This is a genomic window from Streptomyces sp. NPDC001393, assembly GCF_053597455.1.
Genome location: NZ_JBSFIH010000010.1, coordinates 37,185 through 53,182, shown reverse-complemented (window position 1 = coordinate 53,182; position 15,998 = coordinate 37,185). Strand labels below are relative to the sequence as shown.

The 15,998-nt window shown below is 71.9% G+C and carries 17 protein-coding genes; 8 read left to right on the top strand and 9 right to left on the bottom strand.

Going from position 1 to position 15,998, the window contains the following annotated elements:
* Nucleotides 1-73: 73 nt before the first annotated feature.
* On the bottom strand, nt 74-802 hold the full coding sequence (locus tag ACWC2T_RS14210; protein WP_450670646.1) for an ATP-binding protein: 729 nt from the start codon (nt 800-802) through the stop codon (nt 74-76).
* 252 nt (nt 803-1,054) lie between these two features.
* On the opposite strand from ACWC2T_RS14210, the gene ACWC2T_RS14205 reads away from it, so the two are divergent.
* Together ACWC2T_RS14205 and ACWC2T_RS14200 are read left to right on the top strand one after the other, a co-directional pair.
* Nucleotides 1,055-1,915: a helix-turn-helix domain-containing protein gene (locus ACWC2T_RS14205; protein WP_450670645.1), complete on the top strand. Its 861-nt coding sequence runs from the start codon at nt 1,055-1,057 to the stop codon at nt 1,913-1,915.
* Complete coding sequence (locus tag ACWC2T_RS14200; protein WP_450670644.1) at nt 1,916-2,170, top strand: DUF397 domain-containing protein; 255 nt, start codon at nt 1,916-1,918, stop codon at nt 2,168-2,170.
* A 202-nt stretch (nt 2,171-2,372) separates the two neighbouring features.
* Here ACWC2T_RS14200 and pdxR read toward each other — a convergent pair whose 3' ends face one another.
* Nucleotides 2,373-3,827, bottom strand: a complete 1,455-nt coding sequence (gene pdxR, locus ACWC2T_RS14195) for a MocR-like pyridoxine biosynthesis transcription factor PdxR (protein WP_450670643.1) — start codon at nt 3,825-3,827, stop codon at nt 2,373-2,375.
* 46 nt (nt 3,828-3,873) lie between these two features.
* Between pdxR and ACWC2T_RS14190 the strand changes: the two genes are divergently transcribed.
* The gene (locus ACWC2T_RS14190) at nt 3,874-4,416 is read left to right on the top strand and encodes a carboxymuconolactone decarboxylase family protein (protein WP_450670642.1); all 543 of its coding nucleotides are present in this window, start codon (nt 3,874-3,876) and stop codon (nt 4,414-4,416) included.
* A gap of 205 nt (nt 4,417-4,621) precedes the next feature.
* Here ACWC2T_RS14190 and ACWC2T_RS14185 read toward each other — a convergent pair whose 3' ends face one another.
* On the bottom strand, nt 4,622-6,109 hold the full coding sequence (locus ACWC2T_RS14185; RefSeq protein ID WP_450670641.1) for a glutamate synthase subunit beta: 1,488 nt from the start codon (nt 6,107-6,109) through the stop codon (nt 4,622-4,624).
* A 409-nt stretch (nt 6,110-6,518) separates the two neighbouring features.
* Nucleotides 6,519-7,226 (bottom strand): DUF2293 domain-containing protein, encoded by a 708-nt coding sequence (locus tag ACWC2T_RS14180; RefSeq protein ID WP_450670640.1) that lies wholly within the window; start codon nt 7,224-7,226, stop codon nt 6,519-6,521.
* A gap of 307 nt (nt 7,227-7,533) precedes the next feature.
* Here ACWC2T_RS14180 and ACWC2T_RS14175 point away from each other — a divergent pair, with 307 nt between their 5' ends.
* Both ACWC2T_RS14175 and ACWC2T_RS14170 read left to right on the top strand, forming a co-directional pair.
* The gene (locus ACWC2T_RS14175; protein WP_450670758.1) at nt 7,534-7,857 is read left to right on the top strand and encodes a winged helix-turn-helix transcriptional regulator; all 324 of its coding nucleotides are present in this window, start codon (nt 7,534-7,536) and stop codon (nt 7,855-7,857) included.
* A gap of 241 nt (nt 7,858-8,098) precedes the next feature.
* Nucleotides 8,099-8,731, top strand: coding sequence for a uridine kinase (locus tag ACWC2T_RS14170; protein WP_450670639.1), 633 nt, complete (start codon nt 8,099-8,101; stop codon nt 8,729-8,731).
* A 30-nt stretch (nt 8,732-8,761) separates the two neighbouring features.
* Here ACWC2T_RS14170 and ACWC2T_RS14165 read toward each other — a convergent pair whose 3' ends face one another.
* Complete coding sequence (locus ACWC2T_RS14165; protein WP_450670638.1) at nt 8,762-9,889, bottom strand: magnesium and cobalt transport protein CorA; 1,128 nt, start codon at nt 9,887-9,889, stop codon at nt 8,762-8,764.
* A gap of 152 nt (nt 9,890-10,041) precedes the next feature.
* Between ACWC2T_RS14165 and ACWC2T_RS14160 the strand changes: the two genes are divergently transcribed.
* Entirely contained in the window at nt 10,042-10,836 is a 795-nt protein-coding gene (locus tag ACWC2T_RS14160; protein ID WP_450670637.1) for a methyltransferase domain-containing protein, read from the top strand.
* 84 nt (nt 10,837-10,920) lie between these two features.
* Here the strand turns inward: ACWC2T_RS14160 and ACWC2T_RS14155 are convergent, their stop codons facing one another.
* Together ACWC2T_RS14155 and ACWC2T_RS14150 are read right to left on the bottom strand one after the other, a co-directional pair.
* Entirely contained in the window at nt 10,921-11,874 is a 954-nt protein-coding gene (locus ACWC2T_RS14155) for a carbohydrate kinase family protein (protein WP_450670636.1), read from the bottom strand.
* The gene (locus tag ACWC2T_RS14150) at nt 11,859-12,767 is read right to left on the bottom strand and encodes a pseudouridine-5'-phosphate glycosidase (protein ID WP_450670635.1); all 909 of its coding nucleotides are present in this window, start codon (nt 12,765-12,767) and stop codon (nt 11,859-11,861) included. The genes ACWC2T_RS14155 and ACWC2T_RS14150 overlap by 16 nt, the downstream gene beginning before the upstream one ends.
* A gap of 115 nt (nt 12,768-12,882) precedes the next feature.
* Here ACWC2T_RS14150 and ACWC2T_RS14145 point away from each other — a divergent pair, with 115 nt between their 5' ends.
* A complete protein-coding gene (locus tag ACWC2T_RS14145) occupies nt 12,883-13,314 on the top strand; it encodes a VOC family protein (RefSeq protein WP_450670634.1) in 432 nt (143 codons plus the stop codon).
* 65 nt (nt 13,315-13,379) lie between these two features.
* On the opposite strand, the gene ACWC2T_RS14140 is transcribed toward ACWC2T_RS14145, so the two are convergent.
* Both ACWC2T_RS14140 and ACWC2T_RS14135 read right to left on the bottom strand, forming a co-directional pair.
* A complete protein-coding gene (locus ACWC2T_RS14140) occupies nt 13,380-13,934 on the bottom strand; it encodes a methylated-DNA--[protein]-cysteine S-methyltransferase (RefSeq protein ID WP_450670633.1) in 555 nt (184 codons plus the stop codon).
* Between the two features lie 41 nt (nt 13,935-13,975).
* Nucleotides 13,976-14,845 (bottom strand): glycerophosphodiester phosphodiesterase, encoded by an 870-nt coding sequence (locus ACWC2T_RS14135; protein ID WP_450670632.1) that lies wholly within the window; start codon nt 14,843-14,845, stop codon nt 13,976-13,978.
* 280 nt (nt 14,846-15,125) lie between these two features.
* Here ACWC2T_RS14135 and ACWC2T_RS14130 point away from each other — a divergent pair, with 280 nt between their 5' ends.
* A complete protein-coding gene (locus ACWC2T_RS14130; RefSeq protein WP_450670631.1) occupies nt 15,126-15,992 on the top strand; it encodes an MHYT domain-containing protein in 867 nt (288 codons plus the stop codon).
* Nucleotides 15,993-15,998: the final 6 nt, after the last annotated feature.

The following is a 15,998-nucleotide window of genomic DNA, read 5'->3' as shown; positions in this document are numbered from 1 at the left end:
CTGCCGGTGCCGTGGTCTCTGCCGGTGCCGGTGCCGGTGCCGGTGCCGTGGTCGCCGGAGCCGTACCGTGCGGTCACGGGTGCTCCCCGGCGCGGTGCTGCTCGGGGATTCGGTGCGAAGGCTGGTGCGGGGGTCTGTCCAGGGGGCGGTGTCGGTGGAGCTCCGGTGCCCCGTGGCGGTGCCGGTGCTCGGGGGCGAGATGGTGGGGGTACCCGGCGGCCCCCTGCCGGCCCTCCGGCGTCTCGCCCTCACCGGAGTCGTCCGGGCGGCCCGGCTTGGGGCGGGCGCCCCAGCCCAGGTCGCCCCGCGGAGCAGTCGTCTCGTGGGCCAGCTCGGCCCAGACCAGCAGCCCGGGTCCGTCTTCCTGGGTACCCCAGGCCCGGCACAGCGCGTCGACGAGGAGCAATCCCCTCCCATGCTCCTCGTCGGGCCGCTGCGGGGACGGGTGCGGCTCTCCCGGAGCGCAGCCCTCGTCGCGTACCGCTATGCGCACGGTGTCGTCCTGCGTCTGCAGCTCGCACACCACACGACCGCTCGCGGTGTGCACGATCGCGTTCGTGACCAGCTCGGATATGACCAGGGTCGCGCTGTCGCAGGTGTCCTCGCACACCGACCAGCCGGTCAGCCGGGCGCGCGCCAGGTGTCTCGCCTGGGCGACGGAACCCGGATGTGCGGCCAGCTCGAAGCGGAACCGGCGCCCGGCAGCGCCCCCGTCGGGGGCTGCTGCCGTGGCAGCGCCGAGACCGGGACGGTCTGCGGCGGCGTCTGTTCCTAAGGGCGCGGACGGAATCACGCTTGCCACTATCTCCCCGCCGTGAACACTTGGCAAGTGTCACTCTGAAAAATGCAGAGTGCTGTGTGACTCGGTCAGAGACCGTGGCACACTGCTCGCAACAGCACGTCGAGCGGCGCCAATTGGGGTCATCGAAGGGCCGGCCCGGTCTTCGAATGCATCTTCGAGTGGCGCCGCAGGGCTGTCGGGAATCAGGCAAACGCCGGTCGGGGAACACCTGTCGGCAGATGTTCGGCGGAGACGACCGGTGGAGGTGAGAGCGTGAGCGAACCGCGGTCCGCGCCGACGGTAGGTCAGGTGGTCCTCGGCCGACGCCTGTTGGACCTGCGGGAACGCGCCGGACTGAAGCGCGAGGAGGCCGCCCGCGTGCTGCGCGTCGCGCCCGCCACCGTGCGCCGCATGGAGATGGCCGAGGTCTCCCTCAAGATCCCGTACCTGCAACTGCTGCTGAAGGCCTACGGCGTACCCGACGACGAGGCCGAACTCTTCGTCCAGCTGGCCGAGGAGGCCAACAGGCCCGGCTGGTGGCAGCGCTTCCACGACATCCTGCCCGGCTGGTTCTCGATGCACGTCAGCCTGGAGGGTGCGGCCAGCCTGATCCGCTCGTACGAGCCGCACTTCGTCCCCGGCCTGCTCCAGACCGAGGACTACGCGCGCGGTGTGCTCAGGTCCGGTGCCATCGGCCAGACCAGCCCGGACGACATCGAGCGGCACGTCGCCCTGCGCATGCAACGCCAGCAGCTGCTCACCCGTCCCGACGCCCCCCGCTTCTGGGCGGTGATGGACGAGACCGCCCTGCGCCGCCCGGTCGGCCCGCCGGAGGTGATGCGCGCGCAGATCGACAAGTTGCTCGAGGCCACGAAGCTGCCCCATGTGACGCTCCAGGTCGCCCCGTTCGCGAGCGGCCCGCACCCGGGGACGTACGGGCCCTTCGTGCTGTTCCGATTCGCCGTGCCGGAGCTGCCGGACATGGTCTACAGCGAGTACCTGACCGGCGCCGTCTATCTGGACGCGCGCACGGAGGTGGCGACCCACCTCGAGGTCATGGACCGCATGGCGGCGCAGGCCGCTACGGCACAACGCACGAAGGAGATCCTCCGGGATCTCCGCAAGGAGCTGTGAATGGATCGCATCACGCCGCGCGGACACGTCTACAACGGCATGCCCGCGCGGGAGCTGGGCAGCGAGGGCTGGCACAAGCCCTGGAGCGGCGGCAACGGCGGGAACTGCCTGGAGGCGATGAAGCTGGCCGACGGCCGGATCGCCGTACGCCAGTCCACCGACCCGGACGGTCCGGCGCTGATCTACACCGCGGCCGAGATGACCGCGTTCATCGAGGGCGCCAAGGCGGGGGAGGCCGACTTCTTGCTGTCCTGACCGCGACCGTGTGCTGCTTCTCGCTCAACTTCCATGTCGTGGTGTTCATTGATCGTGGTGTTTTTGATCGCGGTATTCATTGATCGTGGTGTTCATTGGCTGCGCGGCCGCTCGCTCGGCGCCGCCGAAGCCGCGAGCCTCGGCCACCGGTAGGCGAAGGTTTACGCCACCGCCGCCGACCCCGATCTCTGAACCGCGCTCCTCACCCGGGAGGCAGCACCCCGCACAGCGCCTCCAACGCCGCACCGTAGGCCTGCTCGGCGGCGGCCGCATAGCCCACGACCAGTCCGTCACCCACCGTCGCCGCCGCCTCCGGATGCCGGAACGCGGCGAGTCCGTCCAGGGCGATCCCCTGCCACGCGGCGGCCTTCACCGCCGACCGCTCGGTGCCCGGCGGCAGCCGCAGCACCGCGTGCAGCCCGGCCGCGATCCCCGTCACCTGGACGTGCGGCGCGTGCTCGGCGAGCGCGGCGACGAGCCGGTCACGCCGGTGCCGGTAGCGCTGCCGCATGCGCCGCACATGACGGTCGTACGACCCGGAGACGATGAACTCCGCCAGGGCCAGCTGGTCCAGCACGCTCGCCCAGCCCTCCCGCTCGCCCTTCGCGGCAAGCACGGGACCGACATACCGCTCCGGCAGCACCATCCAGCCCAGCCGCAGCGCCGGTGACAGGCTCTTGCTGACCGACCCGAGGTGGATCACCCGCTCCGGATCGAGGCCCTGGAGCGCGCCGACCGGCTTGCGGTCGTAGCGGAACTCGCCGTCGTAGTCGTCCTCCAGTACGACCGTCCCACGCGCGCGTGCCCAGTCGATCACGGCCGCCCGGCGCTCCGGATGCAGCGGGCCGCCGGTCGGGAACTGATGGGCCGGCGTGAGCAGCACGGCCCGCTCCCGCCCCAGTGCGTCCACCCGCGCGCCGTCCTCGTCCAGCGGCAGCGGCACGGTCCGCACCCCGGCCGTCGTGAGCAGGCCCCGGTGGAAGTCCAGCCCGTACGCCTCCACGCCCAGCGGACCGCGCAGCACCCCGCCCGCGCCCTGGCCGAACAGCAACCGCAGCGCGTGCGCGAAGCCCGAGCAGACCACGATCCGGTCCGGCTCGGTCCGCACGCCACGCGCGCGTGCCAGATATTCGGTCAGCGCCTCCCGCAGCTCCCGGCGCCCGGCGGGATCCCCCGGCCCGAAGGCCTCGGCCGGCGCCGCCTGGAGCGCCCGCCGATAGCAGGCCGACCAGGCCGTCCGCGGGAACGCCGACGCGTCCGGAGCGCCCTGCCGCAGCTCGTGCCGCGGGCCACGCGCGCGTGGAGGTGCCTTCACCGGCGTCCGTACGGCATGTCGCAGCGGCTTGGCCCTCCCCGACTGCCCGAAAGGCGTGAGCGGCACCCCCATGGCGACCCTGGTGCCCGAACCCTGGCGGGCCGTCAGCCAGCCCTCCGCGACCAGTTCCGCATACGCGTCGGCCACCGTGTTGCGGGCCACGCCCAGATCGGCGGCGAGCGACCGGTACGGCGGCAGCCGGGTGCCCGGCGCCAGCCGCCCGCTGCGCACGGCCTCCCGCAGCGCGCGGGTCAGCGCCGCCCGCCGCCCACCCGGACCCGCCAGCTCCAGATGCAGATCGACGCCGATCCGCTCCGCGGAATTGACCCACGATTCTGTCATGGAAATGCACCCTACAACCGGTCTATCGGGCCCGTAGGTTGAAGCCATGACGACGAACACGGACACCACTGCAGCCGGCAACACGGACATCACCGCAGGCGGCATCACCACCGCGATCGCCGAGGCCGAGGCCTCCCGGACCCGGCTGGACTTCGCGAAGTCCGCCCCGAAGGTCTTCCGCGCCGTCATCGGCTTCGACGCCGCCGCCCGCGCGGGCCTGGACCCGGCCCTGGTCGAACTGATCCAGATCCGCGCCTCGCACCTCAACCGCTGCGCCTACTGCCTGCACATGCACACCGGCGACGCCCGCAAGGCCGGCGAGAGCGAGGACCGGCTGCACATGGTCGCCGTCTGGCGCGAGGCCCGGCACTTCTTCACCCCGAAGGAACAGGCCGCCCTCGCGCTCACGGAAGCCCTGACCCTCGTCGCCGACGCGGGCGTCCCCGACTCCGTCTACGCCGAGGCCGCGGCCCACTTCGAGGAGGAGGAACTGGCCCATGTCATCGCCATGATCTGCACCATCAACACGTGGAACCGAGTGGCCCTGTCCACGGGGAAGGTGGCGGGGACGGACGAGCGCACCGGCTGACCGGGCCGGGAGGCGCAGACGGAGGCGGGAGGCGCAGGCGGAGGCCGGGAGGCGCAGGCGGACGCCGGGAGGCGCAGGCGCCGATCGCCTCGTCTCCTCCCGCCGCGATGGCAGCCACCACAACAGCGCAACCCGGCGGTGCCGGACCGGCCAGTCACCGCGGCCGAGGACAACCAGCGGCCGCACCGAAGCCGCCCGCCGACGCCTACACCCTCATCGGCCGATCCCTCGGAGAGACCGGTGCCGGCAACCGTGAACTCCCGGTCAGATAGCGGTCGACGGCCGCCGCCACCGCCCGCCCCTCCGCGATCGCCCAGACGATGAGCGACTGCCCGCGCGCCGCGTCCCCGGCGGCGAACACCCCGGGGACGTTGGTCGCGAAGCCGTCGTCCCGGGCGATCGTGCCGCGCGGCTGGAGCGCCAGCCCCAACTGACCGATCAGCCCGTCCTCCTGGTCCGGACCGGAGAACCCGAGGGCGAGCAGCACGAGATCGGCGGGCAGCGTCCGCCCGGAGTCCGGCACCGGCTGCCGCCGCTCGTCCACCTCCACCAGGTGCAGCGAGCGCACCCGCCCGCTGCCGTCCCCGGCGAAGCGGAGCGTGGAGGCGGCGAACAGCCGCGCGTCCGCGTCCGCCGCCGGTGCCGTACGCAGGTCCCGCGCCTCCTCGTGTGCGGCCGACAGCCGGTAGATCTTCGGGTACGTCGGCCACGGCTCGGCGTCCTCGTCGCGCTCGGCGCCCGGCTGCGCGTAGATGTCCAGCTGGGTCACGGACGCGGCCCCCTCGCGCACCGCGGTCCCCAGACAGTCCGCCCCGGTGTCCCCACCGCCCACGATCACCACGTGCTTGCCGACCGCCGACAGCGGCGACACCTCCAGATCCCCCTCACACACCCGATTGGCCAGCGGCAGATACTCCATCGCCTGGTGTATCCCGCTCAACTCCCGGCCCGGCACCGGGAGTTCCCGCCACGCCGTGGCCCCCGTGGCGATGACGACGGCGTCGTACCGCCCCCGCAGCTCCGCCGCCCCGACATCCCGCCCGACCGCCGTCGACGTACGGAACTTCGTCCCCTCGGCCCGCATCTGCTCGATCCGCCGCTCCAGATGCCGCTTCTCCATCTTGAACTCGGGGATCCCGTACCGCATCAGCCCGCCGATCCGGTCGTCCTTCTCGTACACGGCGACCGTGTGTCCGGCGCGGGTCAGCTGCTGTGCCGCGGCGAGCCCGGTCGGCCCGGAGCCGATGACGGCGACCGTCTTTCCGGACAGCCGCTCGGGCGGCCGCGCCTGGGTGAAACCTTCCTCCCAGGCCCGATCGGCGATCGCGCACTCCACGTTCTTGATGGTGACGGCCGGCTGGTTGATCGCGAGCACGCAGCCTGCCTCACAGGGCGCCGGGCACAACCGCCCGGTGAACTCGGGGAAGTTGTTGGTGGCGTGCAACCGGTCGCTGGCCGCCCGCCAGTCCTCCCGCGAGACGAGGTCGTTCCACTCCGGGATCAGATTGCCCAGCGGACAGGCGTCGTGGCAGAACGGGATGCCGCAGTCCATGCACCGGTCGGCCTGCTTGCTGATGATGGGCAGCAGCGCTCCCGGGACGTACACCTCGTCCCAGTCCCGCACCCGCTCCTCGACGGGCCGCCGCGCCCACTCCTGGCGCGGCGTGGTCATGAACCCCTTGGGATCGGCCATGATCGTCTTCCTCGCGTACGGACACCGCGCGGGTATCGGGTGTACGACCGGCCGTACGCCGTCAGGCGGCATCCTTCGGCGCTCTTCCGGGACTCTTTCGGCCACGATACGTCTACGCCGACCGCCGCGCAGAGCGATGGACGGCGCTTTCTGACGTCGTGCCCCCAGGCCGGTACCGGACCCCTTCCGTCTCCCTCAGCGGGGCCCCTCCGGCTGCCTGCCGAGGGGCCTCCAGGGCCACGACCAGCACGAAGAACGGCCCGCGCCATCTCCACGCCTGTCTCGCGTCGTTCCGACCGGCACGCGCCCCGCATACACCATCACCCTCAGTGAATGCCCGGGAGCGATCCCAGAGTGTGGCCGAGACACGCCACGATCCACCCGCAAGTGTCCCCCCGCCCTGCCTCGCTCAGCCTGCTTCCGCCCCAGCCCCCGCCCCGGTGTCCTGCCAGGCCCGCAGCACGCTCTCCACGGCCGGGGTGATCCGGCGCCGTGCCTCGTACCGTGGCACCCCGTTCATCAGCAGCTGGTCGTACGGCGTGTCCACATGCCGTACGGCCGCCACGACCGCCGAGACTACCGCTCCCTCCGACAGCGCCCGCCCGGCCGCGCTGCGCCCGACCCGCCCGCTGCCACGCATGGACGCGTGCGCCGCGATGGCCCGTGCGCGACCGGCCGGGCAGCCGGGAAAGAGCCGCAGGATCTCGGCCGCGAACGCTGCCGCGAACCGATCGTCCTCCGCCGTCCGGCGCCGTGCGTCCCGCGCCCGCCGCCTGCGCCGCGCCTCCGCGTCCGCCAGGCAGCGGGCCTCGGCCCGGGCCAGCGCCGCCTCCTCCACAAGCACGCCCTGCCGCTCGTAACGGCTCTTGCGCCGGTTGAACCGCACCACGACGACCGACAGCCCGCTCTCCTCCCTCGACCTGCGGGTCAGCGCGGTGTCCCCGCGCGGCAGGAACACCAGGTGGCCGAGGTCCGCGCAGCCGAGGCAGCGCGGTGCCCCTTCCTCCAGCACGAGCAGCGACAGCGGCCCCCGCCGACAGGTGGCGCACCGCTTGGGCTTCTGCGCCTGGATGACGACAAGCCGACCGGGGGAGTGGGGAGTTGAGGGAAGCGCCATAAGCGGTACTTTCCCCGCCGCCGCCCGCGCCTCCCACGCCGTGCCTACCCCTTCTTCTCGCTCTGCGCTGCCTCCCCCTCCCCCTCCCCCTCCCCCTCCCCCTCTCCTTCTCGGTTGCTTCTCCCGGGTGTGCCTCTCCTTCCGACGACGACCGACGGGTCTGGACCGATGACCGATGCGTCCCTGATCACGGTCGGCGCTTGCAGGCCGACGGCCGGACGGGTCCCGACCGGGGGCCGACGGGTCCCGCGATCTATGACCGGCGGGTCCCGATCCATGACCGACCTCCGACGATGACCGACGCGCCCTGCCGTTCGGCGAACTGCGGATCCCGCTGAAGGCCGTCACACCGAAGGTCCTCAGCGAGGCGAGACCCTGCGCGCGATGGAGCGCTACGGCCTGGTCGACCGCACCGCACCGCACCGCCTACGACGAGAACCCACCCCGCGTCGAGTACGCCCTCACCGCGCTAGGCCGCACGCTGATCCCTCTCCTCGCTGCGGCGCGCACCTGCAGCGAGTCCGATCTGCGACCCTGCTGGCGGCCCGTCGAGCGTCCGAACGCCGCCACTGATTCGCTGCTCCGCCACCGGCCGGCCTCGTCCCCGGCCTCAGCGCACAGCTCGCCCTGACAGGTGCCATCACCTCGTTCCCTCCGTCCGCCGACCGGGACCGCGCCCGGCTACCGTGCACCGCACCACCGCTGCACCGCTGACAGGCGCTGCTCCCTCGCCTCCCGACGGCCGAGACAGCGCCCGCCTCCGCTGTACCGTCCGTCGCACTGGCAGGAGCCGTAGCCTCGCCCTCTCCGCCGGCCGGGCCCGCCCCGGCAGCCGTTGTCACCTCGCCTTCCGCACCCGGCATCATGGCCCTGTGCGACTCGAAGCGATCACCTGGGACCGGCTCGCCGAGCTGCTCGCCGATAGGCTGGCCGGGCTGGAGCCGGCCGATGGGAGCGCCTGGCTGCGTGTGGGCTTCGACGGGGCCCCTGCCGCCCGGCCCGGCGACCTTGCCGAACGGGTCGGGGAGGCGCTGCGGGTGCGCGGCCGCCCTTCACTCGTGGTCGGCGCCGGGGGCTTCCTGCGGCCCGCGTCGCTCCGCCTGGAACACGGGCGGCGCGACGCGGAGTCGTACTACGGCGGATGGTTCGACACCAGCGCCCTGTGGCGCGAGGTCTTCGGCCCGCTCGACCCCGGCGGCAGCGGGCGCGTCCTGCCCGATCTGTGGGACCCTGTCACCGACCGGGCCACGCGCAGCCCCTATGTCCAACTCCCGCCCGGCGGCGTCCTGTTGCTCCACGGCCCCCTCCTGCTGCGGCACTGGTTCCCGTTCGACCTGACCGTGCACCTCCTCCTCTCCCCGGGCGCCCTGCGCCGTCGTACTCCCGAGGCCGAGCAGTGGACGCTCCCCGCCTTCGAGCGCTACGAGTCCGAGACCGACCCCGTCGGCACGGCGGACGTCCTGGTACGCGCCGACGACCCGCGCCATCCTGCCTGGAGCGGCTGAACCGGGCGGCCGGCAGTGGGCCCCCGCGGTTCAGAGCCAGCCGTTGCGCCGGAAGCCCCGGTACAGCCCCAGACACGCCGCCCCCATGACGGCCATGACCAGCGGATACCCGAACCGCCAGTGCAGCTCCGGCATATGGTCGAAGTTCATGCCGTACACACCGCACACCATCGTCGGCACGGCGATCACCGCGGCCCAGGCCGTGATCTTCCGCATGTCCTCGTTCTGCGCGACGGTCACCTGTGCGAGGTGGGCCTGCAGAATCGAGTTGAGCAGTTCGTCGAAGGCGGCGATCTGTTCCTTGGCCCGTATCAGGTGGTCGAGCACGTCGCGGAAGTAGGCCTGTATCTCCGGGGCGACGACCCGGATGGGCCGGGTGGCAAGGTCCTCCACCGGGCGGCCGAGCGGCACCACCGCCCGCTTCAGCTCGAGCAGTTCACGCTTCATCTGGTAGATGCGGCCGGGGTCGAGCCGTGCGCCGTTCTCCGAGAACACCTCCGTCTCGACCTGGTCGATGTCGGCCTGCACCGCGTCCGTGACGTGCAGATAGTCGTCCACGACATAGTCGGCGATCGCGTGCAGCACCGCCGCCGGCCCCTTGGCGAGCTGATGCGAATGCGCCTCCAACTCCTCGCGCAGCGGGCCCAGCGAGCCGTGCCGGCCGTGTCGCACCGTGATGACGAAGTCCTCACCGACGAACACCATGATCTCGCCGGTGTTGACCACCTCGCTGGTGGCCGTCAGTTGTTCGTGCTCCACATAGCAGACGGTCTTGAACACCGCGAACAGCGTGTTGCCGTAGTGCTCCAGCTTCGGACGCTGATGAGCCTCGACCGCGTCCTCCACCGCCAGGGGATGCAGATCGAACAGCTCGGCGATGCCCGCGAACTCACCATCGGTCGGCTCGTGCAGCCCGAGCCAGACGAAGCCCTCGCCCGTCTTGCGCACCATCCGCACGGCATCCACCAGGTCCGTGCACTGCGGCACGCGCACGCCGTCCTGGTACGTCACACAGTTGACCACCGACGAGCCCAGCGGTGACCGGGCGGGATGACTCAGGTCCACGCGCGGCCGTCGCCGGGCCAGCTGCGCCACCTTGCGCAGGCCGCCGACCCTGCCCAGCCCTGTGACCTTCCGCAGATTCCCCGCCATGGACATCTGGATCTCCTCGGTTGGATCTCCTCCTGCAACGCTTTCGCGCCTTGCCCGGCAAGTCTGCCAGCCGAGGGCAAAGCGCGGGTAAGCCTGTGGGAACTGGACGTTCCGCTTGGTTCCCGGCTGTGGACGATGGGGACTGGGATGATCGTGGCATGACCTCATCCGACGGGTACCTCCTGAGCAACCGGCAGAACGAGGCCGCACAGCGCTTCGACGCCTTCGCCGCGCTCTTCGATCCCACCACCTTCCGGCACATCGAGGCGCTCGGTATCGGGCCCGGCTGGCGCTGCTGGGAAGTCGGGGCCGGCGGCACCTCGGTCGTGTCCTGGCTCGCCAGGAAGGTGGGCCCCGCCGGACAGGTCGTCGCCACCGACATCGACACCTCTCGGATCACCGCCGTGGCCCACCCGCCGGTGGAGGTCCGCGTCCACGACGTGGGTGCCGAGGAACCGCCGGGTGAGGGCTTCGACCTGGTCCACGCCCGGCTCGTCCTCGTCCATGTGCCGGACCGGGAAAGGGCGTTGTGGTCCATGATCCAGGCTCTGCGGCCCGGTGGGCGGCTGCTGATCGAGGATGCCGACCCGGCCCTCCAGCCCCTGATCTGCCCCGACGAGTACGGCCCCGAGCAGCGGCTCGCCAACCGCCTGCGTCAGGGCTTCCGCAAGCTGCTCGCCGAACGTGGCGCCGATCTGTCGTACGGCCGCAGACTCCCGCGTCTGCTGCGTGAGGCCGGACTGAGCGGGGTGGAGGCCGATGCGTTCTTCCCGGTGACGTCACCCGCCTGCACCGCTCTGGAGGCCGCGACGGTCCGTCAGATCCGGAACCGGCTCGTCACCGCGGGGCTCGCCACCGACGAGGACATCGACCAGCACCTGGCCAACGTCGAGGCCGGCGGCATGGATCTCGCCACCGCGCCGATGATCTCGGCGTGGGGAAGGAAGGACTAGGCGTCCCGGCCCGGTTCGGCGCGGATCGCGCCCGACTGCGTCAGGGCATGGGAAGCACGGGTCGAGCCTTTCCTGCCGGTGTCCTCAGTCGCCGGACGGTGGCCGGTCGTCGCTTCCCGGACGTGGCGGTCTGGCGCCCACCCGTTCGACCGCCTCCGCCCCCGCCCGGCAGCCGCGTGCCGCCGCCTCGTGCGGGTCCGCCCCCGCGAGCAGGGCGGCGAGGAACGCGCCGGTGAAGGCGTCACCGGCACCCGTGGTGTCCCGAGGGACCGCCGGCGTGGCCGGGACTCTGGCCGGTGGGCTGCCGGAACGGGCCACCAGCGCGCCGTCCGCACCCGCCTTGGCGACCACCAGCGGGACGAGACGGCTCAACTTGGCCGCCGCGTCCGCCGGATCCGGCAGCCCCGTCAGCAGGCATGCCTCGTCCCGGCTGGGCAGCAACACGTCCAGCCCTTCCGCGAAGGCCAGGAAGCGGTCAAGCCCCAGCCGCACCAGGAAGCCGGCCGACGCCGGATCGAGGCTGACCGGCACGCCACGCGCGCGTGCCGCCGTAAGCGCGATGCGTGCGAGCTCCCGGCTCGGCTCCGTGAACAGCAGATAGCCCGACAGATGCAGTCGGCCGACACCGTCGAGCAAATCGTCCGACCAGGCGGCGGGGTCGAGTCGCAAGGACGCCCCGCTGTCCGTGAGGAACGTACGCTCTGCCGCCGCACCGGCATCGACGAGGCAGATCACCGTCCCGGTCGCAGCCGTCGGATCGACCACCAGCCGGGGCCGGACCCCGGCCGCGACCAGCTCACGCTCGTGCCACGCGGCCGAGTCCGCGCCCACCCGCCCGAGCAGCCGTACGTCAGCACAGCCCGTGTGTGCGGCCCAGCAGGCCACGTTCGCGCCCGCGCCGCCCGGCAGTGTGCGGATCGCCGCGGCGGTGTCGGTGCCGGCCGCGAGCGGCCCCCGGTGCCGGGCGACCACATCCGTGACCACGTCACCGACGACCAGCAGGGCGCCGTCCCGGCCCGCGGTCACCCCCTGGTCCACGCCGTGGCGATCCGCGCCGCCAGCCGTACGTTGCCGCGCACGGCCGCCAGATTGGCGCTCAGGGAGGCCCCGTCGGTGTGCCGGACCAGGTAGTCCAGCAGGAAGGGGGTCACCGCCTGACCGGAGACGCCCTGGTCCGCACAGGCGCGCAGGCCGTCCGCCAGCACGCGCGCGTGCAGTTCGGGATCGAGTTGTTCCGCCTCGGGGACGGGCTGGGCGACGATCAGTGCCGACGACGGCCCGTCGAGCGCGTCCTGGGCGCGCATGACGTCCGCGACCTGCTCCGGGGTGTCCAGCCTCCAGTCGACCGGATGCCCCGAGTCGGACAGATAGAAGCCGGGGAACCGGTCCGTGCCGTACCCGGCGACGGCCACGCCCAGCGTCTCCAGCCGCTGCAGGGTCGCCGGCACGTCCAGGATCGACTTCACGCCCGCGCAGACCACCGTGATCCGGGTGCGGGCCAGCAGCCCCAGGTCGGCCGACTCGTCCTGGGTCACCGTCCACTCCCGGTGCACCCCGCCGAGCCCGCCGGTGGCGAAGACCCTGAGGCCCGCGACCGCGGCCAGCTGTGCCGTCGCCGACACCGTGGTCGCCCCGCTCGTGCCGCTCGCCACGGCGAGCGGCAGGTCGCGGTGGCCGAGTTTGCGGATGCCGTCCTCGTTGGCGACCCGCTCCAGCTGCTCCTTGTCCAGGCCGACACACGGACGACCGTCGAGTACGGCGATGGTCGCCGGTACGGCGCCCTCCCGCCGCACCGCGTCCTCCAGTTCCAGCGCCACCTGCAGATTGCGCGGGCGGGGCAGACCGTGCGCGATGATCGTGGATTCCAGGGCGACCACCGGCCGCCGTGCGTCGATCGCTTCCCGGACTTCTTCCGACACCACCAGCACCACGCGCACCGCCTCCTGTCTGTCGGCCTTTCCTCATCTCTGGCGGGCGCCGGCCGTCGTTAAACGCTTATGGCCGGTGCGCTTGCGGACTGCGGGGGACGCCACCAGCCTGGGGCGCATGACCAGGAACAGCACGCGTCTCGATCACGTCGTCCTGTGGGTGGCCGATCCCGTGGCCGCGGCCGGCTTCTACCGGGAGGCCGTCGGTCTGGAGCCGATCAAGGTCGCCGAGTTCGCCGAGGGAGAGGTGGCCTTCCCCTCCGTGCGCGTCAACGAGGAGACCATCCTCGACCTCGCCCCGTTCACCATGGCCCCACGCATGAAGATGCTGCCGGGTGCGGCCGAGAGCGCGGGCCACCCCGTCAACCACGTCTGCCTGTCTCTGCCGGCCGACGACTTCGATGCCCTGCGCGCCCGCCTGGAGGCACACGGCGTCGCCATGTCGGGCATCGACCGCGACCTCTCCGGCGCCCGCGGGGACGCCACGCGCAGCTTCTACTTCCGCGACCCCGACGGCAACGTCTTCGAGGCCCGGCATTACGACGAGTAGGACGAGCAGCCGGGCCCGGTCGGACACGAGCAGCCGGGCCGGTCAGAGACGAGTGGCCGGGTCGGTCAGAACAGCGGCTCGGGCAGCACCCCCTCCAGGGCGAGCAGCTTCCGCTTGGTCTCCAGCCCGCCCCCGAAGCCGCCGATCCCGCCGTCGCTCTCCACCACCCGGTGACACGGAACGACGACCGGCAGCGGATTGGCACCCATGGCCGCGCCGACCGCCTGGGCCCCGCCGGGCTGCCCCACCCGCCCGGCGAGATCGCCGTACCCCACCACCGTGCCGTACGGCACACCCGTGGCCAGCTCGCGCAGCACCTGCCGGTTGAAGCCGGAGATCAGCGACCAGTCCAGCGGCAGGTCGAAGTCGTGCCGCGTGCCCGCGAAGTAGTCCCGCAGCTGGCGTATCGCCTCCGTCAGCAGCGGCGCGCCGGGATCCTCCACGGGAGCGCTGCCCAGCCGGGCCGCCAGCCGCTCCAGGGTGCGCTCACGCACCGTGTCCGTGGCGTGGAAGACCACGTTGACCAGGCCGTCACGGGTCGCCGCCAGCATCAGGGGCCCGATGTCGGTGCCCACCACCGTCCACACGACCTGCTGCTCATCCTGCCCATGGCTGTCCATGCGCCCACGGTACGACCCGCCACTGACAATGCCCGCCGTGTTCAGTCCGAGCCGAGCGCCGCCCGCACCACGTCGGGCTTGTTGGTGATGATCCCGTCCACGTCGTAGCCCGCGACCTTCCGCGCGGTGGCCGCGTCGTTGACCGTCCAGGCGAACACCCCGAGCGGCTTGCCGTGCGGCCCGTCGAAGGTGTGGACGGCCCCGACGTACCCCTTGGAGAGCGACCCGTACGAGGGATTGATGAGATCGGCGAAGCGCGCGTACCGGGGCAGTTGCGACACCGTGGGCGACCCGAGGAGGGCGGTGGTGATCGCGGGCTTCAGATCGTGCACGGTCCGGATGCTGTCGGCGCTGAAACTCTGCACGATCAACCGGTGCAGGTGCTTGCGGTCCAGCCAGCCCTCGTTGCCGAGGAGCTTCAGGGTCTGCTGCTCGATGCCCGGATACAGCTCGGGGTTCTTGATCTCCAGGAGCAGCTTCTCGTGGTTGTGCTCGATCCGGCGCATGTACTGCTTCAGCGTCGGCACGCGCGTGCCCGCGTAAGCGGGGGAGTACCAGCTGCCCGCGTCCAGCCGGGCGATCTCGGCCGCGGTGAAGTCCTTCACCTTCCACGGCGCGCGGCCGGGGAAGACCTGCTCGACGTTCGTGGTGCGCTGCAGGCTGTCGTCGTGGATGACGACCAGCTCGCCGTCCTTGGTGCGCTGGACGTCGTTCTCGACCCAGCAGAAGCCCAGCTGCGCGGCCTTGTCGATCGAGGCCAGCGTGTTCTCGGGAGCGTAGGCGGAGGCACCCCGGTGGGCGATCACCGTGGGCACGGCGAATTCGCCGGCCCGGGCATCGGTGCCGGGGCTCAGCAGGGCCGCCGCCCCCAGGACCGCGGCGGCCGTGGCGGCAACTACGCGCGCGTGCATGCAGACTCCTCGCGTCGAGTGAACACGGACAGCAACCACACTGTCAGCAGACAGTCAACGACGCCGGGCGCACGACGGCCACAGACGCGATGGATATGTCCCAAGTCCGCACACCGGTGCCGCACAACTGAGGCAAGGCCGTGTTTCTTTGCCGGAAAATCGTTCGACCATTCCGGTGGGGGTCATACTCTCTGCGACAACCCTGACCGCCCCGGCGGTCCTGGGCCGGGGGAACATTTCAAGGATTCCGGGACGCACGAGGGCGGAAGGGCAGCCGCGGATGCAAGGCACGGTCGACGGATTCAGCTATGGGGCCGTCACTCCATTGGTGGCCTATCTGATGGCCTGCCTCGGCGGCGCCCTCGGCCTGCGCTGCACCACCCGGTCCCTGCTGGTCACGCATTCCCGGAGGCCCGCCTGGCTGGCCCTCGGCTCGGCCGCGATCGGCTCCGGCATCTGGACCATGCACTTCGTCGCCATGATGGGCTTCGCCATCAAGGAGACGCCGATCCACTACGACAAGCCGATCACCTACGCGAGCCTCGCCCTCGCCATCGTCATGGTCGGCGTCGGGATCTTCATCGTCGGCTACCGGGGCGCCACCGGCACCGCGCTGTTCACCGGCGGCACCATCACCGGTCTGGGCGTCGCCTCGATGCACTACCTCGGCATGGCCGGCGTGCACTTCCACGGGCGGTTCACGTACAACACGTACACCGTCGCCGCCTCCGTCGTCATAGCGGTCGTCGCCGCCACCGCCGCGCTGTGGGCCGCCGGACGCGTCCGGGGCTTCATGTGGAGCGTGGGGGCGAGCCTCGTCATGGGGCTCGCGGTCAGCGGTATGCACTACACGGGCATGGCCGCCCTCGGCGTCCACCTCGACGGCACTTCGCACACTGGCGGAGGCGCGCCGGAACCGTCCGTGCTCGCGCCCATGCTGATCGGCCCGCTCGCCTTCCTGATCCTCGCGGGCGTCGTGGTGATCTTCGACCCGCTGATGATCATGGGTCGGCCCGTCCCCAGGCCCGTCGAGCACAAACCGGGGGTCCCGGCCTCCGCTGTCGCCTCCCACCTGCACCGGCGTCCCGCCCTCCACCACGGGCACCAGCCCGGGCATCCCGTCTCCCGGACCCCGCAGAACCGCTGATCCGGA

Coding starts and splice junctions, on each gene's coding strand:
- ACWC2T_RS14200 (WP_450670644.1), top strand. CDS start 1,916: ATGGATCGCATCACGCCGCGCGGACACGTCTACAACGGCATGCCCGCG.
- pdxR (WP_450670643.1), bottom strand. CDS start 3,827: ATGACAGAATCGTGGGTCAATTCCGCGGAGCGGATCGGCGTCGATCTG.
- ACWC2T_RS14190 (WP_450670642.1), top strand. CDS start 3,874: ATGACGACGAACACGGACACCACTGCAGCCGGCAACACGGACATCACC.
- ACWC2T_RS14185 (WP_450670641.1), bottom strand. CDS start 6,109: ATGGCCGATCCCAAGGGGTTCATGACCACGCCGCGCCAGGAGTGGGCG.
- ACWC2T_RS14180 (WP_450670640.1), bottom strand. CDS start 7,226: ATGGCGCTTCCCTCAACTCCCCACTCCCCCGGTCGGCTTGTCGTCATC.
- ACWC2T_RS14165 (WP_450670638.1), bottom strand. CDS start 9,889: ATGTCCATGGCGGGGAATCTGCGGAAGGTCACAGGGCTGGGCAGGGTC.
- ACWC2T_RS14160 (WP_450670637.1), top strand. CDS start 10,042: ATGACCTCATCCGACGGGTACCTCCTGAGCAACCGGCAGAACGAGGCC.
- ACWC2T_RS14145 (WP_450670634.1), top strand. CDS start 12,883: ATGACCAGGAACAGCACGCGTCTCGATCACGTCGTCCTGTGGGTGGCC.
- ACWC2T_RS14140 (WP_450670633.1), bottom strand. CDS start 13,934: ATGGACAGCCATGGGCAGGATGAGCAGCAGGTCGTGTGGACGGTGGTG.
- ACWC2T_RS14135 (WP_450670632.1), bottom strand. CDS start 14,845: ATGCACGCGCGCGTAGTTGCCGCCACGGCCGCCGCGGTCCTGGGGGCG.
- ACWC2T_RS14130 (WP_450670631.1), top strand. CDS start 15,126: ATGCAAGGCACGGTCGACGGATTCAGCTATGGGGCCGTCACTCCATTG.